At 60.9% G+C, this 25103-nt stretch carries 18 protein-coding genes and 8 pseudogenes; 15 read left to right on the plus strand and 11 right to left on the minus strand.

Going from position 1 to position 25103, the window contains the following annotated elements; translation table 11 throughout:
• From JCM21793_RS12930 to JCM21793_RS12945, 4 genes are all read left to right on the plus strand, one after another.
• The coding region (locus tag JCM21793_RS12930; protein WP_025030647.1) for an MFS transporter at positions 1–813 on the plus strand (813 nt) is incomplete at its 5' end.
• A gap of 140 nt (positions 814–953) precedes the next feature.
• Positions 954–1877 (plus strand): KPN_02809 family neutral zinc metallopeptidase, encoded by a 924-nt coding sequence (ypfJ, locus tag JCM21793_RS12935; protein WP_025030648.1) that lies wholly within the window; start codon positions 954–956, stop codon positions 1875–1877.
• A gap of 45 nt (positions 1878–1922) precedes the next feature.
• Entirely contained in the window at positions 1923–2438 is a 516-nt protein-coding gene (locus JCM21793_RS12940) for a DUF2937 family protein (protein ID WP_025030649.1), read from the plus strand.
• Positions 2439–2601: 163 nt separating this feature from the next.
• Positions 2602–4113, plus strand: a complete 1512-nt coding sequence (locus JCM21793_RS12945; protein WP_025030650.1) for a VWA domain-containing protein — start codon at positions 2602–2604, stop codon at positions 4111–4113.
• Here JCM21793_RS12945 and carA read toward each other — a convergent pair.
• A complete protein-coding gene (gene carA, locus JCM21793_RS12950) occupies positions 4055–5365 on the minus strand; it encodes a glutamine-hydrolyzing carbamoyl-phosphate synthase small subunit (RefSeq protein WP_025030651.1) in 1311 nt (436 codons plus the stop codon). The genes JCM21793_RS12945 and carA overlap by 59 nt on opposite strands.
• 408 nt (positions 5366–5773) lie before the next feature.
• Between carA and JCM21793_RS12955 the strand changes: the two genes are divergently transcribed.
• Positions 5774–6223, plus strand: a complete 450-nt coding sequence (locus JCM21793_RS12955) for a GatB/YqeY domain-containing protein (RefSeq protein WP_025030652.1) — start codon at positions 5774–5776, stop codon at positions 6221–6223.
• Between the two features lie 281 nt (positions 6224–6504).
• Here the strand turns inward: JCM21793_RS12955 and JCM21793_RS25775 are convergent.
• Positions 6505–8885, minus strand: a pseudogene (locus tag JCM21793_RS25775) (putative bifunctional diguanylate cyclase/phosphodiesterase).
• 222 nt (positions 8886–9107) lie between these two features.
• Here JCM21793_RS25775 and dnaG point away from each other — a divergent pair.
• The 6 genes and pseudogenes from dnaG (at position 9108) to JCM21793_RS25795 (ending at position 15854) form a co-directional block, all read left to right on the plus strand.
• Positions 9108–11044 (plus strand): annotated as a pseudogene (dnaG, locus tag JCM21793_RS25780) (DNA primase).
• A 358-nt stretch (positions 11045–11402) separates the two neighbouring features.
• Positions 11403–13398, plus strand: a pseudogene (gene rpoD / locus JCM21793_RS25785) (RNA polymerase sigma factor RpoD).
• A 189-nt stretch (positions 13399–13587) separates the two neighbouring features.
• Positions 13588–13880, plus strand: a pseudogene (locus JCM21793_RS25790) (GYD domain-containing protein).
• 147 nt (positions 13881–14027) lie between these two features.
• Positions 14028–14447 carry a secondary thiamine-phosphate synthase enzyme YjbQ gene (locus JCM21793_RS12985; protein ID WP_025030653.1) on the plus strand — a complete coding sequence of 140 codons (420 nt, stop codon included), beginning with the start codon at positions 14028–14030 and terminating at the stop codon, positions 14445–14447.
• Between the two features lie 81 nt (positions 14448–14528).
• On the plus strand, positions 14529–14822 hold the full coding sequence (locus JCM21793_RS12990; protein ID WP_025030654.1) for an HlyU family transcriptional regulator: 294 nt from the start codon (positions 14529–14531) through the stop codon (positions 14820–14822).
• Positions 14823–15144: 322 nt separating this feature from the next.
• Positions 15145–15854, plus strand: a pseudogene (locus tag JCM21793_RS25795) (DUF599 domain-containing protein).
• 4 nt (positions 15855–15858) lie between these two features.
• On the opposite strand, the pseudogene JCM21793_RS25800 reads toward JCM21793_RS25795, so the two are convergent.
• Positions 15859–16454, minus strand: a pseudogene (locus JCM21793_RS25800) (TetR/AcrR family transcriptional regulator).
• Between the two features lie 134 nt (positions 16455–16588).
• On the opposite strand from JCM21793_RS25800, the gene JCM21793_RS13005 reads away from it, so the two are divergent.
• Complete coding sequence (locus tag JCM21793_RS13005) at positions 16589–17014, plus strand: VOC family protein (RefSeq protein ID WP_025030655.1); 426 nt, start codon at positions 16589–16591, stop codon at positions 17012–17014.
• 62 nt (positions 17015–17076) lie between these two features.
• On the opposite strand, the gene JCM21793_RS13010 is transcribed toward JCM21793_RS13005, so the two are convergent.
• From JCM21793_RS13010 to JCM21793_RS30985, 5 genes are all read right to left on the minus strand, one after another.
• Entirely contained in the window at positions 17077–17511 is a 435-nt protein-coding gene (locus JCM21793_RS13010) for an FKBP-type peptidyl-prolyl cis-trans isomerase (protein WP_007007490.1), read from the minus strand.
• A gap of 275 nt (positions 17512–17786) precedes the next feature.
• The gene (locus tag JCM21793_RS13015) at positions 17787–18206 is read right to left on the minus strand and encodes a VOC family protein (RefSeq protein WP_025030656.1); all 420 of its coding nucleotides are present in this window, start codon (positions 18204–18206) and stop codon (positions 17787–17789) included.
• Between the two features lie 99 nt (positions 18207–18305).
• The gene (locus JCM21793_RS13020) at positions 18306–19559 is read right to left on the minus strand and encodes an RNA polymerase sigma factor (RefSeq protein ID WP_025030657.1); all 1254 of its coding nucleotides are present in this window, start codon (positions 19557–19559) and stop codon (positions 18306–18308) included.
• Entirely contained in the window at positions 19556–19942 is a 387-nt protein-coding gene (locus tag JCM21793_RS13025; protein ID WP_007007493.1) for a YciI family protein, read from the minus strand. Before JCM21793_RS13025 ends, JCM21793_RS13020 begins: the two co-directional genes overlap by 4 nt.
• A gap of 129 nt (positions 19943–20071) precedes the next feature.
• A complete protein-coding gene (locus tag JCM21793_RS30985) occupies positions 20072–20197 on the minus strand; it encodes a hypothetical protein (RefSeq protein ID WP_280113520.1) in 126 nt (41 codons plus the stop codon).
• Here JCM21793_RS30985 and JCM21793_RS25805 point away from each other — a divergent pair.
• Positions 20171–20820: pseudogene (locus JCM21793_RS25805) on the plus strand (orotate phosphoribosyltransferase). The gene JCM21793_RS30985 and the pseudogene JCM21793_RS25805 sit on opposite strands and share 27 nt — an antisense overlap.
• 78 nt (positions 20821–20898) lie before the next feature.
• Here the strand turns inward: JCM21793_RS25805 and JCM21793_RS30305 are convergent.
• From JCM21793_RS30305 to JCM21793_RS13045, 3 genes and pseudogenes are all read right to left on the minus strand, one after another.
• Complete coding sequence (locus JCM21793_RS30305; RefSeq protein WP_025030658.1) at positions 20899–21123, minus strand: hypothetical protein; 225 nt, start codon at positions 21121–21123, stop codon at positions 20899–20901.
• A pseudogene (locus tag JCM21793_RS31505) lies at positions 21120–21766 on the minus strand (dihydrodipicolinate synthase family protein). The gene JCM21793_RS30305 and the pseudogene JCM21793_RS31505 overlap by 4 nt, the downstream one beginning before the upstream one ends.
• A 174-nt stretch (positions 21767–21940) precedes the next feature.
• Positions 21941–23926 carry an OmpA family protein gene (locus JCM21793_RS13045; RefSeq protein ID WP_025030660.1) on the minus strand — a complete coding sequence of 662 codons (1986 nt, stop codon included), beginning with the start codon at positions 23924–23926 and terminating at the stop codon, positions 21941–21943.
• A gap of 190 nt (positions 23927–24116) precedes the next feature.
• On the opposite strand from JCM21793_RS13045, the gene JCM21793_RS13050 reads away from it, so the two are divergent.
• Entirely contained in the window at positions 24117–24560 is a 444-nt protein-coding gene (locus tag JCM21793_RS13050) for a YcgN family cysteine cluster protein (RefSeq protein WP_025030661.1), read from the plus strand.
• Positions 24561–24612: 52 nt separating this feature from the next.
• Positions 24613–25029, plus strand: coding sequence for a nuclear transport factor 2 family protein (locus JCM21793_RS13055; protein ID WP_007007498.1), 417 nt, complete (start codon positions 24613–24615; stop codon positions 25027–25029).
• Positions 25030–25103 lie beyond the last annotated feature (74 nt).

Here is a 25103-nt window from a genome sequence, read left to right on the forward strand (position 1 = left end):
GGCCCGGAACGCCGCGCTGCGGCGATTGCCGTCGTTGTCGGCGGAACCACCTTTGCGCTGGCTTTTGGAGCGCCCTCCGGCTCGCTGCTGGCGCATTACGTTGGCTGGCGTGGAGCCTTTCTGGGGCTCTCCGGTGTGGGGTTTCTTTGCCTTCTTGCGCTCTGGTGGAAGTTGCCGCGCGATCTCGACGGTTCGCACACGCCGCTGGGAGAGAGGCTTTTGGTGATCCGGCGCCCGGGCGTCGCGCGGGCGATTGCTGTTACCCTGCTTTATCTGACCGGAGGGTTCACAATCATCGCCTATCTTGGCCCGATCGCCATCGACGGGGTGGGGCTGGCGCCGGATTACCTGCCCGCAGTGCTGTTGGCTTACGGCTGCGGCGCCATTCTCGGCAATTATGCGAGCGGGCGGCTGGCTGACCGGATCGGCGCGACCCGCGTCGTGGTCGGCTCCATGCTCTTTGCCGCTCTCTTCGCCGTTGTTTTCAGCGCCATCATGCTGTTCGTGCCCGACAGGGTCGCTGCACCGCTTCTCATCGCGCTTCTGGTGCCGTGGGGTTTTCTCGGCTGGAGCTTTCCGCCCGCCCAGGCGAGCCGGCTGGTGGGGTATGCGCCGGACGTGGCGGGGCTGACGCTGGCACTGAATGTCTCAGCCATCTATTTCGGTATCGGACTGGGTACGCTCATTGGCGGGCGCGTGCTGGAATTCGGGCAGGTCTGGGAACTCGGTCTGGTCGCTGCCATCTTCCCGTTGCTCGCACTTGCCTTTGTTCGGCGCGGGCGCAGGACGCGCGACGCGGTGTCCGCTGCCTGAGGCGCTCGACGTTCCTGCTGGCGATGCACAAATCGCCTGCAGGAGGTCGCCTTCTCCTCCGCGAGCCGGGAAACAACCTCTGGCCTTCTGGCGTATAAGCGATAACTATCATTTATTAAAGGCAACTGGGAATTGCACGTATGCGCTGGAAGGGTCGTCGCCAAAGCAGCAATGTCGAGGACCGCAGGGGTCGTTCGGGAAGCGGAGGGTCGTTTCCTGGTGGATTTGGCCGGTCCGGCGGGCGTATAAGGCTGCCTATGGGCGGCGGCAGACGTGCCGGCGGCGGTCTCTCCGGTATCATCGTTCTGGTCGTGCTCTTCTTCGCCCTGCGTGCCTGCGGTATCGACCCGCTGGAGATGCTGGCCGGAGGGCCCGGTGGGAGCGGCCAGACGACCACCACACAGCGGCAGGGCACCAGCGGTGCCAGCGATGAGATGAAGCAGTTCGTGAGCGTCGTGCTGGCAGAAACGGAAGACACCTGGAATGGCATCTTCGAATCCCAGGGGCTCGACTACAAGGAACCGGCCATGGTTCTTTTTACCGATTCCGTGCGCTCTGCCTGTGGCTTCGCCTCGGCAGCGACTGGTCCGTTCTATTGTCCGGGCGACCAGAAGGTTTATCTCGATCTCGGCTTCTTCGATCAACTCTCGCGCCGCTTCGAAGCTTCGGGCGATTTTGCACAGGCCTATGTGGTGGCGCACGAGGTGGGGCACCACGTGCAGAACGTGACCGGCATTCTACCGCGCTTCAACCAGATGCGGCAGCGCATGAACCAGGCCGAGGCCAACGCCATGTCGATCCGTGTCGAACTGCAGGCCGACTGCTTCGCCGGCATTTGGGCACATTACACGGCCCAGAAAGGGCTTCTGGAAGATGGCGATATCGAGGAAGCGCTGAATGCGGCCAACCAGATTGGCGACGATACGCTGCAACGCCGCACCCAGGGTTATGTGGTGCCGGAAAGCTTCAACCATGGTACGTCGCAGCAGCGGCGGACGTGGTTTGCGCGGGGGCTCAAGAGCGGACGGCTGGCCGATTGCGATACGTTCAACGAACCAATCTAGGCCTGCGCCAGTCGTTCCTCTACCACGCAAGAGGTGGATCGGAACATGTTTGGACTAGGACGAATACTCGGCCTTGTTGTGGCTGTTGTCTGCGGGTCGGTCACATCGCAGGCGCCTGAGTTTTCCCAGCAGTATAGACAACGGCTCAACGGTGCCCAGGACGAGTTGAGGCAGGTCATAGAAGCCTTCGATGCCGATGCGGCCAACAACAATCTGAGCCGCGAAAACGCTATTCAGGTCTACGAGAAGACGGGCAGTGCCTTTCTGCAGAACCGTGCGACCTCCGTTCGGACCGCCATTGGCCGCCTGGGCGATCTGGAACGGCAGTCGCAGGCCTTTGACGAAGCCATGCCCGTGCTCAGACCTCTGGTTGTGGCGCGTGCGCCCGACGGTCCTGTCCTGCAGGGAGCTTTTCAGGATTTTGAGCCGGCCATCCCCATTACGTTGCACGGATTTGTGTGGACCGGAGCGGGCCTGATCCTGGGCTTCTCCATCATGTGGCTGCTCGGCCTGCCCTTCAGGCGGAAGAAGCACTCTCCGACACGCAATCTTCGCGTGTAGAATTGCAACTACCCGTTTAACGCGTTCTTAAAATCCGCAGACTAGGTTGCCGCCAACAAAAAATGCTTGGGTGGGCAACATGATTTCTCGGTTAGGACGCGTACTGCGCTCCGGTGTTCTTCTGTGTCGGAGTTTTGGCGCCGACAGGTCTGGCAACTTCGCAATGATGACGGCCCTGTCAGCCATGGCGCTGATCGGTGCTTCCGGCTTTGCTCTGGATTACTCCAACATGAGCCGTGAGCACTCGCAGTTGCAAAATGCTCTCGATACGGCGGCGCTGGCAGTGGCGCAAAGGGGAAAGAAGATTTCCGATGCGGAGGCGGAGAGCATTGCGCGCTCCTTTCTCGACGGCAATCTCCCCGCAACATACTATGCGCTAAAGGTCGATCGCGATGGTCGCTCCGTGCGGGTGAAGGCCAATGTCGATGTCGACCTGCTCTTCGGCGGGATATTCGGTAAGAAATCCATGCCGGTGGGCGCGACCTCCCAGGCCGATGTCGCTCTGGTCTCTTATGAAATTGCACTGGTGCTCGACACCACCGGTTCCATGAGAGGCCGCAAACTGCGCGACATGAAAAAAGCCGTTGAGGAAATGATCGACAACATCTCCGCGCAGGTGGACAATAAGGAGCGCCTGCGCTTTGCGCTTGTGCCTTTCTCGACCTTTGTGAATGTAGGACCGCAATATGGGCCGGAGTTCGACAACAAGGGGAAGATGAAGGAGGGGACCGGTGCATCCTGGCTTGATCTTTACGGGGAAAGCGAGGTTCCCCAACTCGAGCTTCAGACCGGCATCAGCCGCTTCCAGGCCTACAACCGTCTCGGAGTCGAGTGGAAGGGCTGCGTCGAGACACGCATGCGTGATGGCACCACGCGACACGATGTGGCGGCAACGCCCTCGGACCGGCGAGACCCGGCCAGCCTTTTCGTTCCTGCGTTCGCGATCGATGAGCCGGGTACCGGCCGGTCAGAGCGCTTCTATAACGATTATCTCGACTCGTCGGTTGATCCGCTGGACAACAGTGTCCTTGGCAAAGTGAAAAAGGTCGGAAAATACGGTTTCGATCTTCTGGGGAATCTGCTGGGCGGCAAGAAGCCCAAGCCCAAGCGTAATGCCCCGGGGCCAAACTACATGTGCAGTTCCGAGCCGCTGACGCCGCTCACCAACGACTATACAATTCTCAAGTCGAAGGTGAGGCAGTTCGAGGCCGAGGGCAACACCAACATCATGGAAGGTGTTTCCTGGGGCGCACGCGTTCTCTCGCCGGACGAGCCATTCCCTGCGGGGAATTCAGAGGATGGCCTGGTCAAGGTCATGGTTGTCCTGACGGACGGTGCGAACACGTTTGGCGTTCTGCGCAACCGTCTTCGGTCTCGTTACACGAGCTTTGGCTACATGGTCGAGGGACGCCTTGAGGGGGAGGTCAACGCCAGTTCCGGCAAATCCACCAGGCTGATGAACGACAAGACAATCGAGGCCTGCGATTTTGCCAAGAAGAGCGGTATCGACATCTACACGATCCGGCTCGAGGTCCGCGATACCGGCACGGGTGACATGATGCGCTCCTGCGCGAGCCGTCCCGATCAGTATTTTGACACACCTTCGAGCCGTCAGCTCAAGGAAGTGTTCGACAAGATCGGCGAGCAGATCGTGAAGCTGCGTCTCTCTTCCTGACCGAGGCAGGCAGACGCAAAAAATGAAGAGGGCGGCCCGAGGCCGCCCTTTGCTTATTCGGCGAGAGCGGCTCGCCCCGCCGTTCACGGATCAGGTTGGCAAAGCGGCGGAAGAGATAGTGGGAATCCTGTGGGCCGGGAGATGCCTCCGGGTGATGCTGGACCGAGAAAACGGGCCTGCCGGCGATCGTCAGGCCGCAATTGCTGCCGTCGAACAGGGAAACGTGGGTTTCCTCGACACCTTCCGGCAGCGTGTCGCCATCGACCGCGAAACCATGGTTCATGGAAACTATCTCGACCTTGCCGGTGGTGAAATCCTTCACCGGATGGTTCGCGCCGTGATGGCCCTGATGCATCTTGACGGTTTTCGCGCCGAGTGCGAGCGCCAGCATCTGGTGACCGAGGCAGATACCAAAGACCGGGATTTCCGTTTCAAGCAGCTCGCGGATCATGGGCACGGCGTATTCGGCAGTGGCCGCCGGATCACCCGGGCCGTTGGAGAGGAATACGCCATCGGGCTGCATGGCGAGGATGTCGGCGGCGCTGGTTCTGGCGGGAACCACGGTCACTTTCGCACCGAGGCCGGCCAGAAGGCGCAGGATGTTGCGCTTTGCGCCATAGTCGACCGCGACGATGTGGTGGGTCGGCGCCTCCTGCGCGCCGAAGCCCTCATCCCAGACCCACGGCGTTTCCGTCCAGCCCTGCGACTGGCCCGAGGTGACTTCCTTTGCGAGATCGAGGCCGACGAGCCCCGACCATTCGCGCGCCTTTGCCCTGAGCGCTTCGATATCGAACGTGCCATCGGGATTGTGTGCGATGACGGCGTTGGCTGCACCCTTTTCGCGCAGGAGAGCGGTCAGTGCGCGCGTGTCGACGCCGCTGATGACAACAAGGCCGCGTCGTTTCAGCCAGGCATCAAGATGACCGCTGGAACGATAATTTGATGGGTTCGTGATATCGGCGCGGAGAACGGCGCCGACTGCGCCTGCACGAGTGGCCGGGTTGAGGTCTTCAATGTCTTCGTCATTGGCGCCGACATTGCCGATATGCGGGAAAGTGAAGGTGACGATCTGGCCGGCATAGGACGGATCGGTGAGGACCTCCTGATAGCCGGTCAGAGCCGTGTTGAAGCACAGCTCGCCGATCGCCTCTCCGCCGGCACCCATGCCCTTGCCCTCGATCACTGTGCCGTCGGCCAACACGATAAGGGCTGTCGGCCGGCTCGTGGTCCAGGGGGCGGTCTTGGTCGCCATTGGGGTCTCCATCATTCGTGTGCCTGAAGGCGGTCGCTGGCAGGAGGCCGGCGCGCGCTTCAGGATTCCTTAACATGATCTGCGAGCAGACCGGTTCTCACTTTTTGCCGTCGAACGCAAGGGGGCAGAAGTATGGGGGGCTTGAAAGACGGTCTCGCATGGGCCATATGCCCCAGCGAAATGGATCCATGACATGGTGTCCGCGGTATGGCGAAAGCCGGTGGATTCAGGCCGAAAAGGAAATTGTCCATGCAGGGTGCGGACAATAGGCAAAGGCTGTAAAACGGTCAATCACTCGCAGTTAATTATTTATGTCAATGTTTCCAATGGCTTATTGGAACGTTGCCGCTTGCTTCGCGAGTTGGCCGGAGCTATGTTCGTCCTTAGCGACGGGAGACAGGTGTTATGATGCGCGAGAAACTCGCCAGGGCGTTGAACGACGCCGTCAAACAGAAAGACAAACGCCGCATTTCAACGCTGCGTCTGGTTCAGACTGCAATAAAGGACCGGGATATTGCCAATCGCGGGGCGGGCAAGGATCCCGTGAGCGATGAGGAAATTCTGCAGATTCTGTCCAAGATGGCCAAGCAGCGGCAGGAATCCGCGAAAGCCTTCGAAGAGGGCAATCGTCTGGAGCTTGCCGAGCAGGAGCGCGAGGAAATCTCGGTGATTACCGAATTCCTGCCCAAGCCGCTCGGCGAGGACGATCTGAAGCAGGCCTGTGCGCAGGTGGTTCATGAAGTTGGCGCAGACGGGCTTCGTGACATGGGCCGGTGCATGAATGTGCTGAAGGAGAAATTCCCCGGGCGCATGGATTTCGGCAAGGCCAGCGGTATCGTCAAGGGCATGTTGCGCTAGAAAGGCTCATCGTTTCACAGAAACGCTGTCCTCTCCATCTCATTGTTTTTCTGCATCTATGCGAACGTCAGCTCTTCCCACCTGACGGCAAATGCTCCAAGCAGACCGCCAGATCTTTCGGATGCAATTACAGGACGGCTTAACCGAGCCGTCCTTTTTGCTTTGGCGGCGGACCGGCTGAAGTGCCGGTGCTGGCTGCCCAACTGCTGGAAGCGTTGTCGCCAGCGCGCTGTGGTTGAGTGCCGTGAAGCTCGAGACGCATTTGCCGGAGGGCGAAGGGCTTAAGCCGCGTTGGCGTCTGAGTGTTTTTCTTCTGCCTGAATGCCATCTTCCTGCAGATCGTCGAGCGGGCTCGGGCGTCCGAGGTAGTATCCCTGGCCGATCTGGCAGAGTTCCTTTGCCAGGAAGCTCAACTCGCCGGACGTTTCCACGCCTTCGGCCAGAACCGGCAGGCCAAGGCCGCGACCGATGCCCAGCACCGCTCGGACGATGGTGGCGGCCTGTTCGTTCGTGTCCACCTGGCGGATGAAGCTCCCGTCGATCTTGATCTTGTCGAAGGGAAAGGCGCGCAGATTGGAAAGCGATGAGTACCCGGTGCCGAAATCGTCCATAGCGACGCGGATTCCGAGCGTTTTCAACTGCCGCAGTGTGGCGAGCGCACGGTGCATGTCGCGCACGAGGGCCGTCTCCGTAATCTCGATTTCCAGGCGGTGCGGGGACAGGCCGGTTTCCAGCAGAATGCGGTGAACAGTCTGTGCGAAATTCATGCTGTGGAGCTGGACCGCAGAGACGTTGACCGCAATCATCAGATTGCTTTTCCAGCCGGCGGCCGCCTGGCATGCGGTCTTGAGCACCCATTCGCCTATAGGAACGATAGCGCCGCTTTCTTCGGCAACCGGAATAAAGGTGCCCGGCGATACGTTTCCCCGCTCGGGATGCCGCCAGCGCAGCAGGGCCTCATAACCGATCAACTCACCGCTATCGAGTGTCTTCTGCGGTTGATAAACGAGGTGAAACTCATTGCGCGCCACGGCATGGCGAAGTTCGTGTTCCATGATCCTGCGGGACCGCGCCTCAAGCCCCATGGCGTGTTCGTAGAAGCGGAATGTGTCGCGCCCTTCCGATTTGGCGCGGTAAAGGGCCGTGTCGGCATGGCTGATCAGTGTTTCCTGATCCTTTGCATCGCGGGGATAAAGAGCAATGCCAATGCTCGTCGACATGAGTCCGTCATTGCTGGCGCGCGCATTTTCTGCCCGAAACGCCTCAAGCACCCGTTCAGCGAGCATCGCTGCATCGTCCGGGCCTGAGATACCTGGGGCGATGATGGCAAATTCGTCGCCACCCAGACGAGCAAGCATCTGGCCTTCGCTCAATACGTTGCCAGCATTCTCGGCCACCTTGCGCAGCATCGCGTCTCCGGCGGCGTGACCGAACAGATCGTTGACTTCCTTGAAGCGATCCAGATCCAGGCAAAGAAGCGCAATGGCCTCTCCATCGGCAAGTGCCGCCATTTCCTGTTCCAGCTGAGCGGTGAAGCTGCGCCGGTTCGGAAGATTGGTCAGTGTATCGTGCATGGCAAGGCGTCGGATATCGGCCTCTGCTTCTTGCGCTCTCGTAAATCCCTGATCGCGATGACGGTATGTGGTTTCCCATTATAGTCGATAACACGCGAAAGCAGTTCGACCGGGCGGCTCGTGCCATCAGCGTGTTCCAGCGTGGTTTCCCAGACGGGTTGCTCGGCTATCGCCCCGTTCTGGTCGATCGCGCCAAAGATTACCGTGAAATCCATGCCGGAAAGCTCTTCGATCGAACGGCCGCACAACCTTGCAAGGCTCTGATTGGCGGTGACAATCTTCGTGTCGTCACAAACAATAAGGCCCTCGAAGGCGGCATTGGCGAGACCGCGCATGCGGCGCTCTTCTGCAACGGCGCGGCGTTTATCGCGGATGTCGACCCAGAGTGCCAGGGCTGTCATGGCGAAGATCATGATTGCAGCCAGCGTGACCGCTGCAGCAAGCGCGGCAGAAGGGACCGAGAATTGCGAGATTGTGATCGAGGGATCAGGAACGATAGAGGCAGCGCCCATCGCAGTGAAATGCATGGTGCAGATCGCGAGCGTGAGCACGAGGCTCGCGGCGAGGTTGCGTTTCCCCGAGACGCGCTCCAGAGCGATACGGATGGCCAGTGCTCCAAGGACAATGCCCGCAACGAGCGAAGCCACCACCAGAGTCATATCCCATTCCAGCCGGCCTTCTACTTCAAAGGCAATCATGCCGGTGAAATGCATAACGGCGATGCCTGCACCAATCACTGCCCCTCCGACCAGATGGTGGTCCAGAGTGGGGCGGGCTGTGGCGATGGACATACCCAGACCGCTGCAGAGGACTGCGAGCACCAGTGAAAGAGCGGTGATGGGAACATCGTAGGCGGTCGGTAGGCCGGGGGAGAATGCAAGCATGGCCACGAAATGCGTGGCCCACACACCGAAGCCGAAACAGATGGCGGCGACAGCCGTCCATAACAGGCGGGTCTGGCCGTTGGATTTTCGCAGGTGCCGCAGGAGCGTTACCGCAGCAAAAGAGGCGATGGCTCCAAGAACTCCGGCCAGAAGAACCAGCCGTGGATCATGTTCGTTGACAATGCAATTGTAAACCGTAAGCACGTGTTTCGCCACCCTGATAGATTGCTTGCATTACCGGTTACGAGGGCCGGTTTGTTTTATCGATTGGGGCGGGTTTAGCACCTGCGTTTGAACAATCGGTTAAGTTGTATGCGGGGCTGTTGCGCCGCCTGTCATATCAGGCTGTGAATACCGGGAAGAAGCGTCTTCAGGGGTCGCGGTGGCTGGCGATCATGCTTATATGATTGCGTAGGCAGGACCAAAATGCGTTTTCCAAATTCCTTTCTCGACGAACTCCGTGACCGCGTGCCGATATCGCAGGTGGTGGGGACGCGCGTGACGTTCGACCGCAAGAAGACGAATGCGTCGCGCGGCGATTATTGGGGCTGTTGCCCGTTTCATGGAGAGAACACGCCGAGCTTTCACTGCGAAGACAGGAAGGGCCGCTACCACTGTTTTGGCTGCGGGGTTTCGGGTGATCATTTTCGGTTTTTGTCCGAACTGGATGGCATCAGCTTCCCGGAGGCCGTGGAGCGGGTGGCCGATATGGCGGGCGTGCCCATGCCCCAGCGCGACCCGCAGGCAGAGCGCCGGGAGCAACAGCGCGCCTCGCTTTCGGACGTCATGGAAATGGCAGCGGGTTTCTTCCAGAGCATGCTGCAGGCACAGCAGGGCGCGGAGGCGCGGGCCTATCTGCGCGGACGCGGGCTTTCCAGTGCCACACAGCAGACCTTCCGGATCGGCTACGCGCCATCGAGCCGCAATGCACTCAAGGAGTTCCTGGCCGGCAAGGGGGTGACGAAAGACCAGATCGAGGCCTGTGGTCTCGTGGTGTTCGGTCCGGATATTCCGGTTTCTTATGATCGCTTCCGTGACCGCATCATGTTTCCCATCGAGGATGCCCGGGGACGGGTGATCGCCTTCGGCGGGCGTGCCATGTCGAAGGATGTGCCCGCCAAATATCTCAACTCGCCCGACACCGAGCTCTTTCACAAGGGAACCGTTCTTTACAACCTCGCGCGGGCGCGCCGCTCGACCGCCAAGGGCGCGGCGGTGATCGCGGTGGAAGGCTATATGGACGTGATCGGGCTCGCGCAGGCCGGCTTCGAGAACGCCGTGGCGCCGCTCGGCACCGCCCTGACCGAGAACCAGCTCGATCTTTTGTGGCGCATGTCGGGGGAACCGGTTCTGTGTTTCGATGGCGATGAGGCGGGTCTGCGGGCTGCATGGCGTGCGGCGGACCTTGCGCTGCCGCTGGTCCAGCCGGGACGCAGCCTGCGGTTCGCTCTCCTGCCGCAGGGCAAGGACCTGACGACCTGGTGCGGGAGGAGGGGCCGGACGCCTTTGCCGCGGTTCTCTCCGGTGCGCGGCCGCTGGCCGACATGCTTTGGATGCGCGAAACTTCGGGCAAGGTGTTCGATACGCCTGAGCGGCGTGCTGAACTGGAGCGCAATCTGCAGGCGCTGACGGCGCGGATCGGCGACGAAAACCTGAAGCGCCACTACAGTCAGGATATGCGCGAGCGTGCGCGGGCCTTCTTCGGCGGCAATCAGTCTCAGCGTGGTGGACAGCGCGGCTTCCGCGATGGTGGCGGTGGGGGACGAAACCGCGGCTTTGGCGGGCGCCCCGGCGGGGCCTCGGGACGGCTGGCGGTCTCCGAGAGCCTTGCCCGGTCCGCATTGGTGCGCAGCTCGACGCCGACCATGCCGCTCCGGGAGGCCACGCTTCTGGTTTCGCTGGTGAACCACCCGGCTTTGATCGACGAGTATTTCGACGCGCTCGACCAGATGTTGCTGGCGAGCGCCGATCTCGGCCGGCTGCGCATGGCGATCCTCGATGCGGTGGCGCACAATCCGACGCACGACCGCGCGCTTCTTCTGGAAAAAATCGAGGCAGACGGGCTCCTTTCCGTCTGGAAGCAGGCGGAGGCGCGGGTGAAATCCGCCTATATGTGGCCGGCGCTTGAAAATGCGGCTCTGGATGACGCTCGGGAAGCCTTTGCGCAGACCCTCCACTTGCACCGGCGCGCAGGCTCTCTACATAAGGAGCTTAAAGCGGCTGAACTGGCGCTGGCCAACGACTGGAATGAAGAGGACGCCCGGCATCTGGTGGAGATCCAGGCAGAGCTGAGCAACCTGCAGGCAACCGAAGCGCTCATAGAAGGCTTCGGCATTCTATCGGGGCGTGCGAATCGATCTTGATGACCAAGTGGCATCGTGGCGTGTCCAAGACCCGCCAAAACATAAAAAAGCATCAGAATCGCTGTTTGATTCGCTTTTTTGACACGAATCATGCGCTTCGGCTTGACCTTGCGCCGGAATGCAGGAATCAGGATCGATTCGAGAATATGCCGTGTTGCCGCGGAAAAGCGTGCAGCACGCAAGAGCAAGATACCGAAATTGGACGTGACAGGGAGTCCACCTAAGTATCAGGGTTAATCCGGCATTAACGCGGCCAGCGCTAGACCACGAATCAGGTTGCGAGATGCCGCGACGGACAGCCGTTGCAGCGGCGGCGACGGGGTGGCATGGACCCCCGCTCGGTTGGAGAAGGCAAAGCATGGCGACAAAAGAGAAGGAAGAGGTCGAAACCGAACGCGAGGGCTCAGACGGCCCCTTGCTCGACCTTTCCGACGACGCAGTCAAGAAGATGATCAAGGCCGCCAAGAAGCGCGGCTATGTGACGATGGACGAGCTCAACGCCGTCCTTCCTTCCGGCGAAGTCAGTTCCGAACAGATCGAAGACACGATGGCGATGCTCTCGGATATGGGCATCAATGTGGTCGAGGAAGACGAAGTTGCGGAAGACAACGATTCCAATGACAGCGAGGAAGGCGGCGAGCTGACCACGCAGTCGGGAACCGCGGTTGCGACCACGACGAAAAAAGAGCCGACGGATCGCACCGACGATCCCGTGCGCATGTATCTGCGCGAGATGGGCTCGGTGGAGCTTCTTTCGCGCGAGGGCGAAATCGCCATCGCAAAGCGCATCGAGCCGGCCGCGAGACGATGATCGCCGGGCTCTGCGAGAGCCCGCTGACCTTCCAGGCGCTGATCATCTGGCGTGACGAACTGAACGAAGGCAAGATTCTCCTGCGCGAGATCATCGATCTCGAGGCGACCTATGCGGGGCCTGAGGCCAAGCAGGCGCCGGTCGTGCAGCGGCCCGACGAGGAGAACAAGCCGGCGGCAGAGGAAAAGCCCAAGCGCACACGCGGCGACGATGTCACCGATGTCGGCGGCGAGGGGCAGCCCGAGGAAGAGGACGACGAAGAGGATGAGGCCAATCTGTCGCTGGCCGCGATGGAAGCCGAACTCAAGCCCGGCGTGATGGAAACGCTGGACTTCATCGCCGACACCTACAAGAAGCTGCGCAAGCTGCAGGATCAGAAGGTGGAATCGAGCCTGGCGGACGCCGACACCCTGTCGACCAGCCAGGAGCGCCGCTACAAGCAGCTGAAGGGCGAACTCATCACCTCGGTGAAGTCGCTTTCGCTCAACAATGCGCGTATCGAGACCCTGGTCGAGCAGCTCTACGACATCAACAAGCGCCTCGTGCAGAACGAAGGTCGTCTGTTGCGGCTTGCCGAGAGCTACGGCGTGAAGCGAGAGTCCTTCCTGAAGGAATATCAGGGCTCGGAGCTTGACACGAACTGGACCGAGCGCGTTGCAACGCTTTCCGGCAAGGGCTGGAAGGAGTTCTCGAAGAGCGAGGCGAAGGCGATTGAGGATCTGCGTGCGGAGATCCAGAATCTCGCACAGGAAACCGCGATCTCCATCGGCGAGTTCCGGCGCATCGTGAACCAGGTGCAGAAGGGCGAGCGCGAAGCCGCAATCGCCAAGAAAGAGATGGTCGAGGCCAATCTGCGCCTCGTGATCTCCATCGCCAAGAAGTACACGAACCGCGGCCTTCAATTCCTGGATCTGATCCAGGAGGCAATATCGGCCTGATGAAGGCGGTGGACAAGTTCGAGTATCGGCGCGGCTACAAGTTCTCCACCTATGCGACGTGGTGGATCCGGCAGGCGATCACCCGTTCGATTGCCGACCAGGCCCGCACGATCCGCATTCCGGTCCACATGATCGAGACGATCAACAAGATCGTTCGCACCTCGCGCCAGATGCTGCACGAGATCGGCCGTGAGCCGACCCCGGAAGAGCTGGCTGAAAAGCTGGCCATGCCGCTCGAGAAGGTGCGCAAGGTGCTGAAGATCGCCAAGGAGCCGATCTCGCTTGAAACCCCGGTGGGTGACGAGGAAGATTCGCATCTCGGCGACTTCATCGAGGACAAGGGCGCGGTTCTGCCCATCGACGCGGCTATTCAGGCGAATCTGCGCGAGACGACGACGCGCGTTCTCGCCTCGCTGACCCCGCGCGAAGAGCGCGTGCTGCGCATGCGTTTCGGCATCGGCATGAACACCGACCACACGCTTGAAGAAGTTGGCCAGCAGTTCTCGGTGACGCGTGAGCGTATTCGCCAGATCGAGGCCAAGGCATTGCGCAAGCTCAAGCATCCGAGCCGCTCGCGCAAGCTGCGGTCGTTCCTCGACAGCTGACCGCCAGCACATTCCAAATGATGAAGCCGGGCCTCGTGCCCGGCTTTTTCCTGTCCGGATGGTTTTGATTTACCTCGAATTCCAGGCTTGCGGCCTGAAGGACACGGGCGCAGACTTGAAGATGGCGGTGCGGGCGCTTTGACCGGCGCGGATGCCCCTTGGGGACTCCCTGCCGGAGGGAGGTGCGATATGACCACCTACGTCATTCTGCTCAACTGGACCGACCAGGGCATAAAGAGCGTGAAGGAATCGCCCAAGCGGCTTGAGGCCGCAAAGGCCGTGCTTTCACAGATGGGCGGAACCCTTAGAGCATTCTATCTCACCATGGGCGCCCATGACATGGTCGTTGTCGCGGAGGCTCCAGACGACGCGGTTGCGGCGCGCTTTGCGCTCACCATCGGTATGGGTGGCAACGTTCGTACACAGGTGATGAAGCGTTTCCGGAAGCGGCCTATATCGAGATCATCAGTTCGCTTGGCTAATGCATGTCGCTTTCAAATGAACTCATTTGAAAGTGTTACAGCGTCCTTTGCGCGTCTTATAAGACGCGCGGCGCTGTAGGATGAGTTCTCAACCCAGCTTTCCCGGTTAAGCTTGACAGGTTTGCTCCCCGGGGGCACCACGGCATCATGCAACAGACGATCCTCTCCGTTTCGACTGCAGGGGCGGGGCTCTATGAGTTCACCGACAGGGTCGACCGTTTCGTGAGGGAGGCGGGCGTCGATGCCGGTCTCCTGACGCTGTTCGTTCGGCATACATCCTGTTCGCTGATCATTCAGGAAAACGCCGACCCGGATGTGAAGCGGGATCTGCAGGCCTTTTTCAGCAGGCTCGTGCCGCCATCCGCCGATGCGTCCATGTCGTGGGTGGTTCACCGCATTGAAGGGGCCGACGACATGCCGGCCCATATCAAGGCGGCTCTGACACAAACCTCCATCGGCATACCGGTTATGAACGGCCGGCTGACACTGGGCACGTGGCAGGGAATTTATCTGTTCGAGCACCGGGTCCATCCACACAGGCGCGACGTGGTTCTGCATCTCGCCTGAACAAGCTGTGTTCTTCCTGTTTCACCGGCGTGCGGGTGAGGGTAAAACGCGATAAGCTACGACAACAACGGGAGTAAGCGCATGTCATTTCTAAAGCGCCTGTTTGGAGGTGGAGCGGGCACATCCGAGGCGGGTGAAGGCGAGCCCATGGGGGACGCGGTGGAGCACAAGGGATTCATGATTCAGCCGACGCCCTTCTCCGAGGGCGGGCAGTTTCAGACATGTGCGGTGATCTGGAAAGAGGTGGACGGCGTTCGCCGGGAGCACCGTCTGGTGCGTGCGGACCGCTTTCCAAGTGCTGATCTCGCCGCGGAACAGGCTATCCGCAAGGGCCGCCAGGTCATCGACGAACAGGGCGACCAGATTTTCGGCTGACCGGGCGAGGAGCTTTCAGCCTCCCACAGTCCTTAGATCGTCGTGTGTCCATCAGGACGTGCAAAGGACGATCCAAACTATTGGTGGAGCATCGGAATAACCCGAAAACCGGGTTCCACTTTTCGGTCCGATGCACTAGATCGCCGTGCGTCCATCCGGACGCACAAAGGACGATCTAAATTATTAGTGGAGCATCGGAATAAACCGAAAACCGGGTTCCACTTTTCGGTCCGATGCTCAAAAAGCGCTGGGTGACTGGACCATCGGCACCGGTTCGGTCAGACTTGCCGTTCGCGGTCAACAGGGCTCAAAGGCTTTTATATTGACACTCGCTGCATCGCTTTTTCCCATTTTCTGCTGGGGGTTCTACACCGTCTTTGCAAGCTGGCTGGAAAAGCGGCGGCCTTCGCTTTCCATCATCATGGGGGCGCAGCGCCATCGCTGGGTGCGCAATGCGGTGCGGCGCGAGACGCCGATGGATGCAATCCTTTCGGGCAATCTCATGGGGGCGGTCTCCTTCTTTGCCTCAACCACCGTGCTCATCATTCTGGCCTTGATCGCGGTGTTCGGCCAGATCAGCGCGTGGTGGAAGCTGTCTCGGTCATGCAGCCAGCGCAGGAGATTTCGAAAGCGGCCGTTGAGCGGCACCTTGTGCTGTTTCTCGTGATGTTCGTGATGGCGTTCCTGTCCTTCACGCTCTCGCTGCGGCAATTCAACCATTTCTGCATCATGCTCGGGGCGGCGGACGAGGCGGATGAATGCGACCCTGAGGAAATCTACGTCATGGCCGCGCTCAACACGATTGCGGCGCGCAATTTCAACCAGGGCATCCGGGCCTATTACTTCTCACTGGGCATGATTGCCTGGTTCGTCTCCGGTTGGGCGGCCATCGGCGTCAGTGTTTTGCTCTTTGTCTCGATCCTCTACCGGGAGTTCTTTTCAGCAGCGCGCGAACTCGTTGCCGGTCTCAGGGTCGAGGTTCCCAACCCGGCGCGGGATGCCGGGGGCAGGGCGGGCAAGGAGAAGAAATGAGCGCCTACGAGGCCGGAGCCAGCCCCTCGATCAGGCCGGCGAGGCCCGCCTGATAGTCAGCGGCGTCCGCACCGGCATTGATCGCCAGTGCCGCCCGGTCGAATGCCGCGCCCAGCAGGCCCGTCAATGCGTCGAGAGGCAGTCTGCGGATCTGCCCGGCCTCGATGGCAGCCTGTAGTCCTTCACGCAGGTCCTGTTGCCGTGGCGGTTGTCGATTTCATCCATTCCGCTTCTGCCAAGAACGGCAGGCCCATCAAGCAGCAGAAGGCGTGTCCGCCCGGGTTCGGCCATCGCCTTGAGATAGGCTTTACCGCCTTCGATCAGGGAGGCGGTGGCTGACGGAGAGCCGACCGTGTTTCGCTCGATCTCCTCGGCCACAGCCCTCGCTTCGCGTTCGGCGACAGCGGCGAACAGGGTCTGCTTGTCGGCAAAGTGGTGGTAAAGCGCGCCCCGCGTGACGCCGGCTTCACGGACAATCTCCGGTGTTCCCGTTTCCGCGTAGGATTTTTCCACGAAAAGGCGTCGGGCGGCCTGAATGAGCCTGTCACGGGTTTCCTCACTGCGTTCGCGGTTGGTGCGTCGGGTTGTTTCCTGTTGCATACATGCAGCCTGTATGTTAATTGATGATACATGCAGTCTGTATGTTTATAGCGGAGACTGGCGATTGCAAGCGTTTTACCAGTCGCAAGAAGCAGGACATGCAGTTGCGCGCAACGCCAACAGGAACCACGCCGATGAAAGTTACCAGCTACTACCCCGTCATCATGACAGGCAAAGTCGCCGAAACAGCAGCGTTTTACTGCGCGCATTTCGGCTTTCAGCCCGCCTTTGAGGCGGACTGGTATGTCCATCTCCAGTCGAGGAACGACCCCAGCGTCAATCTTGCCATTCTGGACGGAACGCACGCGACGGTGCCGGAAAGCGGACGGGGGCAGGTTTCAGGTCTGATCCTGAATTTTGAGGTAGAAGACGTGGATGCCGAATATGATCGGCTGAAAGGGGCGGGGCTTCCGGTCCTGCTGGAACTGCGCGATGAGGCGTTCGGCCAGCGTCACTTCATCACCGCCGATCCGAACGGCGTGCTGATCGACGTCATCAAACCAATCCCGCCGTCCGCGGAATTCGCCGATCAGTATTCGTCGGACGCGATTCCGCAGTAAGGCTACATGGCGAACCCGGGAGCCGCGGTGCCAATGCACCGGCGGCTTCCGTATTGTTCTATTCAGGCACCGACGATCTCGACGACTTCGATGTCGAAGACCAGATCGTGTCCAGCCAGGGGGTGATTGGCGTCGACAGTGATTTCATCATCACCCACGCCGACCACCGTGAGGGAAATCTGATTTCCGTCCTGGGTGGTAGCCTGAAGGTTGGAACCGACCTGTACGTCGAGCTCCGGCGGCAGCGCCGAGCGGGGCACGACCTGCACCTGGTTTTCGTCGCGTGCGCCATAGGCTTCCGCTGCGGGAATGTTCAGGGTACCGCTCTCGCCCTGCTTCATGCCCTGAATCTGCCGGTCGAGACCGGGAATGATCTGGCCGCTGCCGACCTTGAACTCGAGCGGTTCGCGTCCGGCCGAGGAATCAAACTGCGTGCCGTCGGCCAGCTTGCCCGTGTAATGAATGCGCACGACATCGCCGCTTTTGACCTGGCTCATGTCTGTCTCTCAATCGCTTTTGTGTGAGAAGATGTTGACGCGGCATAGCGCTCTGCGTCGGCGAAGAGGGATGTGGCAACGCCTCTCGATCCCTTGCCGACACAGCCTAGTGCGTGGCAGGCGTTCCTGTAAAGCGACAGGGGGAAAACGGCCGGGGATGTTTTTCGCCCCCCGGCCGCCCATCGCGGCGCGGAAAGGCCCCGGGGCTTGGGGAGCACCTGGGGAAGGGCCATGCGCCGCGAGAGAAGGTGAGCCAGCGTTCCAGGGACGCGGGGTTACTTCCCGACGATGGCCCAGGTTACGCCGAACGGGTCGCGGAGCTGGCCGTAGCGATCTCCCCAGAACATGCGTTCCAGAGGCATGATGACTTCCATGCCGGCACCGACTGCACGCGCCCACCAGCCGTCGACATCGTCGACTGCAAGGGTCAGCGTGTATCCGGCATGGTCGCGCAATTCCTGTCCATATTCCGGATAGGCATCGCTCAACATGAGCGAACCGTCGTGAATGTAGAGATGAATGTGCATGGTGCGGCCGTTCTCGTCTTCCGGTTGGCGGAAGACTTCTTCGGCAGCAAAGGCCTGTCTGTAGAATTCGGCGGCCTTCGAGGCGCCATCAACCATGAGATAGGGGACGACGCCGCCGAGTGTCTTCGGCATTTCCTGTTCATCTGCAACGACATGTGTTTCGGACATGATTTTCTCCTGATGCCAAGACCCGGATATCGGGACTTGTCATCAGGACGAATGACGACCGGCGTATCCGACAAGCTGTCTGAATTTTTTCAGCGGGGTTCAGATGGCCCGGGTTTTCACGGCCAGCCGATCGAGGTGCTGGCGGATATGCGCGGCTTCGGCTGGCGTGCGGGCGAGTGCGATGGCACGGTCGAACGCTTCGCGCGCTTCTTCCGTGCGCCCGATCTCGCTCAGATAGGCGCCGCGCACGCCGTGGAAATAGAAATAGCCTGACAGGCGCTCGGCCAAAGGGGCGATCAACTGCAGCGCGGCCTCAGGCCCCCGGATTTTCGATATGGCTACGGAACGGTTGAGCGTGATGACGGGTGACGGTGTCTGGCTTTCGAGCATCTGGTAGAGAAGATCTATCTCCTCCCAGTCGGTTTCCTCAGGCGTGCGGGCGCGGGCGTGAAGTGCCGCAATCGCCGCCTGCACCTGATAGGGGCCCGGCCGTCCGTGGCGCAGAGCCTTGTCCACCAGGGCCAGACCCTCCTCAATGCCGGTGCGATTCCAGAGCGTGCGGTCCTGGTCGTCGAGCAGAACGGCATTGCCATCCGCATCCGTGCGGGCGGCGCTGCGGGCGTGCTGGAGAAGCATCAGGGCGAGGAGCCCCATGATCTCGGGCTCGGAGGGGAAGAGCCGCAACAGCAGGCGGGCAAGCCGAATCGCTTCATCGCATAGCGAGGCGCGCACGACGTCCGCGCCGCTGGTCGCCGAATAACCTTCGTTGAAGACCAGGTAGATCATCGCGGCGACCGAACCGAGCCGCTTCGAGCGCTCGACGGCGTCGGGTGCCGCAAAGGGAACATTAGCCTCGGCAACCCGGCGTTTGGCGCGGGTGATGCGCTGTTCCATCGCCTTTTCGCCAACCAGAAAGGCGCTCGCAATCTCTCGCACGCTCAGACCTGAGACGATGCGCAATGCAAGCGCCACCTGCTGGGTCGCGGGCAGGTCGGGATGGCAGCACACGAACATCAGCCGCAGGATGTCGTCCCGGTAATGCGCATCGTCCAGCCGCTCGGCCATATCGGCTTCGGCATCTTCGATATCCGATATCCTGTCTTCAGGCGGCAATGCGGTGTTGCGGCTGTCGCGCCGCACACCGTCGAGCGCCGCATTGCGGCCGACAAAAATCAGCCAGGCGGTCGGGTCGCGCGGCGGACCCTTGACCGGCCAGTTCTTCAGGGCCCGGAGACACGCCTCCTGGAAAGCTTCCTCGGCCCGGTCGAGGTCGCGGAAATAGCGCAGGAGCGCGCCCATTGCCTGCGGGCGCGCGCTGGTCAGTGCATTCTCGATCCAGGCCAGTTCGGTCATTTGGCGGACGGTTCCCTTTCAGGCAGGTTGCCTTTCTCAAAAATCTGTACCGGACGGATCTCGAAGGTCACGCTCTCGCCTTCCTTCATGCGTTTGGCGAAATCGACAACCTCTTCCAGGTTCTCGCAATCGACGACGTAGAAGCCGAGTAACTGTTCCTTGGTCTCTGCGAAGGGGCCATCGAGCACCAGGTGCTCGTTGCCGGAAGCGCGGAGCGTCGTTGCCGCTGAAGTGGGCATCAACCGGATTGCCGGCCCCATACGGTCCGTATCGACAAGCTCCTTCTGAACCCGCCGACGCTTGGCAAGCACTGCATCGTCCTCTTCCTGGGACCAGGACATGACGACGTCTTCATTGTGATAGCAGAGAATCGCGTAGAGCATTCCGGTTCCTTTCTCGATTGGAAGACGGCGAACCTTGCCGCATTCCGACACGATGCGTCGAGAAAATTGTGGGACGGATGGTGCAAAGCCATCCACCGGAATATTGTCGGAAAAACTTCCGCCCGGCGTTCAATCCTGATAGCTGAAAGCCGCGTCACCAAACGAGAGCCAGCCATGTTCGCCAACACATTCCCCGACCGCGCCCTGATTGCCGAGACCGTGGCCAAGATGCTGATCGAGATCAAGGCGGTTCATTTCCGGGCCGATGAGCCTATACCTTCACGTCGGGGCTCAAGAGCCCGGTCTATATCGATTGCCGGAAACTCATTTCCTATCCGCGTATTCGCTCGGCAATCATGGACTTCGCGGCCTCTGTTGTGCTGCGTGATGCCGGCTTCGAGAAGTTCGATGCGGTGGCCGGTGGTGAGACGGCGGGTATCCCGTTTGCCGCCTGGCTCTCCGACAAGCTCGGCCTGCCCATGCTCTATGTGCGCAAGAAGCCCAAGGGCTTTGGCCGGGACGCGCAGATCGAAGGCAATCTGAACGAGGGTGCGCGGCTGCTCCTGGTGGAGGATCTGACCACGGATGGCGGTAGCAAGTTGAAATTCGCCGAGGCGGTGCGGAAGGCGGGCGCCGAAGTGACCGATACATTCGCCGTGTTCTATTACGGGATTTTTCCGGATACGCCCAAGCGGTTGGAGGATGCGGGTATGCGTCTTCACTATCTCACCACCTGGTGGGACGTGCTGCAGGTTGCGCGCACGGAGAAACTGTTCGACGAGAAGACGCTCGATGAGGTGGAGAAGTTCCTGAACCAGCCGCTCGAATGGTCTGCGGCCAATGGCGGCATCTCGGAACTGGGTGAGAAGGCGGGCTGACGCGCAGCCATTCACTTCGCACGGCTCCAGTGAAGAAAAAACGGCAGTTCCGCAATGCGGAGCTGCCGTTTCGCTGTTTTAGAGAGGGATTTCGTCCAGGGCCGCTTTCTGCGCGTCGGTAAGCGGCATGTGCGGCGGGAGTGGCAGAGCGAAGCCGGTATCATCGTGCAGTCTTGCTGTCAGGTATTTTATGGCGGGAATGAGCGGCTGCGCGGAAATTGCGGTGCGCGCGCTCGACGCTGCTTCGAGTGCGTCGTCGTTGGTGGGCTCGGCCCATAATTTGGCGACGAGCGGTGCGGTCACGCTGGCGGTGGCCGAGATGCAGCCGGCATAGCTTCCGCTTCTGCCTTGGAAAGTGCGGCCTCGTTGCTCGGGAAGACATCGAAACTGTCGATCCTGGCGAGTTTAGATGCGTAGTCGAGATCGCCCGAACTGTCCTTGGCACCGGCAATCCGGTCGGGAAAGGCCTCTTTCAGGCGCCGGGCGAGAACCGGCGAAAAAGTGAGGCCTGTCATCTGCGGGAAATTGTAGAGATAGATGGGAATGGTGTTGCCGGATGTGGCTGCGACAAGGCGCTCAAACCAGGCGAACAGGCCGTCGTCGTTGACGCCCTTGTAGTAGTAGGGTGGCAGAACGAGCGCGGCGGCAAAGCCAGATCGTGCGCACGGCGGGTGAGCGCTATGGTCGTCTCCAGATCAGGGGTTCCCGTGCCCACCATCAACCGGGCGCGATCGATAGCACTGGCGGCGGCTTCCATGAGCGCCATGCGTTGTCTGGCTGAGAACGAATTGGCCTCGCCTGTGGTGCCAAGGACATTCAAGGCGTGGCATCCATTGTCGAGGGCCCATTCCGCATGGCGCAGGAACCGTGCCGTGTCGGGCTCGCCGTTTTCTGTCACGGGCGTGGGAACGGCGGCGATAACGCCGCCCAAGCGCTTCGAAGTCACGGGAGAACTCCTTTGAACATATCTGTCGATCTCTAAAGCATTCCTGTTCTGGCTGGAAACTCCAGAAGCGATTGTACGCAATGCCAGAACGAAAACCCGGCCGGAGGAGGGAGTTTCCGGCCGGGCTCCTTTCGCCTGCCTTTCTCAAGGCACCAGGCGCAAAGCGCTCACGGGTTAGTTAGCGCTCGCGACCGGGGCGACAAGCGGGGTGATCCGCCGTAGGGCCACGCGCCGGTTTTCACGCTCGCGCTCCTGGGTATCGATCTTCAGATAGCGTTCTCCATAGCCCTGTGTGACAAGGTTTTCAGGCGGGATGCCAAACACATCCGTCAGAGCGCGGGCAACGGATTCGGCCCTGCGATCTGACAGCGCCAGATTGGCCAGGTCCGAACCGACCGCATCCGTGTGGCCTTCGATCAGGAAGGTTTCGGCCGGGTTCTCGTCGAGCATGCGCTCGATCGCCGTGGCGATTGCCTCGAGTTCGTCTATCTCGCTTTCTTCGACATCGGCCGAGCCGAAAGCGAATTCGATCGTGTCGAGATCGACACGGCGCACCATGTCGCGCACGCGGGCCGAACGCTTCACCTCTTCAAGCGAGTACATGCGCTGAACCCGTTCGACCGGCGGCTTCTCCAGGAAGGTATAGTAGCGGTCGGGATCTTCAACCTGCTCGGCCTCAAGAATGTAGTCGCTGACCGGGATCGTCAGCCGGAGCGGGGGCAGGTCGCGTGCCGGATCGTGCCAGCGGTCAACCGTTTCCAGCCGCTCGTCCGGCACGAAAACGAGAACCTGCTCACGCCCGTCCGGCGCGATGCGCACACGGCGGATGACATCGCCATAGCGGTTGCGGACGGTGATCAGGCGGACGCCATTGGGCCGTGTGACAACCTCGCGCACGCGACCACGCGGCAGCTCTTCGTAGAAAACCTCGTCATCGTCACGGATGAGACGGTCGCTGTCCTGGCTTTCAACGAACACCTGATTGTTGATCTGGATGATGGTGCGGTTGTCGTTGAATTCACGCACCACCTCGGCATCCTCGCGCCGCTGGCGAAGTTCACGCCGGCGCTCGCTGCGTTCCTCCCGGGTAGCACCCATCTCGATGCGCTGACCCTGCTCTTCAAGGATATTGCGGATCTCGGTGCGAAGCGTTTCCGCGTTGACAGCATCTGCCTGCGCCTCGGCATCGCTCTCGGGGGGAGGTGCCCTGCGTGCTTCTGCGGGAGCTTCGGCACTGTCTGCCTCAGGTGCTTCGGTTTCGGAGCGGGGCTGTGCTTCGCCATCTGCCTCCGGCTCCTTTGCACTGTCGAGAACCGGAGCGGCGTTTTCAGGCAGAGGCTCGGAGTCCTGTTGTTCAGGTCGGGCACCTGCTTCCGGTTCTTCCTGCGGCTCGCCCGCATCGGTTGCCGGCCTTTTGTCATCGGCCGGTTCCGTGGTTTCGGGTGCCTGCGGGACAGCTTCGCCCTCTGCCTCGGGCCGCTCGCCGGCGGTCGGAGCGGTCTTCTCCGTCTCTGTGGCAGGCGGCTCGGCAGTGGACGCCGGTTCTTCAGCGGCTTCATCTTCAGGAGGCGAAGGTGCGGGTTCTTCCGATGCTTCCGTTTCGGCTGGGGCTTCTTTCGGTGCCGCTTCGGGTTCGGATTCGGCAGGCTCATCCTCAGCAGGAGCATCCTCCGCCGGGGGCGCTTCTTCCTCGGCCTCTGGCTCAATCGGGGTGGGAGCCTGCTCTTCCGGTGCTTCGGTTTCAGCAGGGACTTCCTCTGGTGCAGCCTCGCTCTCCGGCTGGGTCGGCTCTTCCATCGCGGGAGCGCTTTCCATGTCCTCAGGCGTCTCGATCGGAGGCTCCGCGGGCACTTCCTCCTCGGCGGCAGGCTGGGTGGGTTCGGGCGCCGGCGGGACGGGTTCTACCTCCGGTGCATTCTCCGGTTCGGTTGCCGGGGCGGCTTCTTCTTCAGCCGGCTCCTCTTCTTCCTGAGCCTCGCCGCCCCGCTTCTTCAAGAGCGCGCGCCAGGCCTCTTCCGTCATGCCTTCGGGCTTTTCTGCCTGTGCTAGCACCATGCCGGCAGAACGCTCGACTGCAAGGCTCCGCTGCATCGCCAGCGGTGTGGCGGCAATCAGCAGGCCAAGGGCGGTTGTCGTCATGATCCGCTTTCGCGTCGACATAGATTTTCTCCTGTGTGCAGGCGTCCCATCGCCGGCTTAACCGCTTCGATGACGTTCGGTTCCCTTTTGCGCGCGATTGATACCGGAGCGTGTGAAACCATGGCGTGATGATGGCGAGGGCGTGGCGGAAATGCGGCCTGAAACGGCGCTTGACGCGCGATGCGCGGCGGTCCAAAGCTCGATGATGACGATGAAAGAATTCTGGAAGACCAAGACGCTCGCGGAGTTGAACGACCGGGAATGGGAGGCCCTGTGCGACGGCTGCGGCAAATGCTGTCTCGCCAAGCTCGAGGATGAGGAGACCGGCGAGATTTACTGGACGAGCGTGGGATGCCGCCTTTTCGATGGCGGTACATGCCGGTGCAGCGACTACCAGAACAGGCTGAAGCGCGTTCCAGACTGTGTGCGGCTCACACCCGACAATGTGGGAACCATTCCCTGGCTGCCCAGCACGTGCGGCTATCGCCTGGTGGCGGAGGGGAAGGAACTGCCGTGGTGGCACCCGCTTGTTTCCGGCGACCCCAACACGGTGCACGAGGCCGGTATCTCCATGCGCGGCCGCGTGAAGGCGAGCGAGGACGAACTGGCCGAGGCGGAGGATTATTTCGCCTTCATCCTGGATGAGGAACCATAGACGGGATGCGGGATTGTCTTCCGGAATGAGCGATGAACGAGGAGCGACGAGCATGTCCAACGAAGAGGCGTCCGGCCTTGTGCACTCCTATCTGGATGCATTGAACGCCAGTGATCACGATGCAGCGCTGGCGCTTGTCAGCGAGGATGTGGCGCATGATCCCTTTGACGGGGAGCGGGAGATTGGCCGCGAGAAACTGCGCTGGCATCTGGGGCTTGCGGCGCGGCATTTCGATGAACGCCTTGCCGACATCGCCGTCATGAGCGCGCCGGGCGGTGTGCGTGTGGCAGCGGAATTCACCGTCCGCGGCACCTATCGGGCAAGGGCGGACGGTCTGCCGGAAGCTACGGGACAGACCTATGCGCTGCCGGGTGGCATGTTCTTCGAAATCGATGGCGGCGAAATCACGCGCATCACCGAGCAGCGCAACAGGACGCAATGGCTTGCGGCTTTGTCGGCGGGTCGCTGAACACGGTATGAACGGCACATTCCCGAACCGTTCAGGCGCGGTTTGACATCGTGATCTCCATGAAGGGGCGTGAG

It is taken from the genome of Nitratireductor aquibiodomus NL21 = JCM 21793 (assembly GCF_000615975.1).
Classification (GTDB): domain Bacteria; phylum Pseudomonadota; class Alphaproteobacteria; order Rhizobiales; family Rhizobiaceae; genus Nitratireductor; species Nitratireductor aquibiodomus.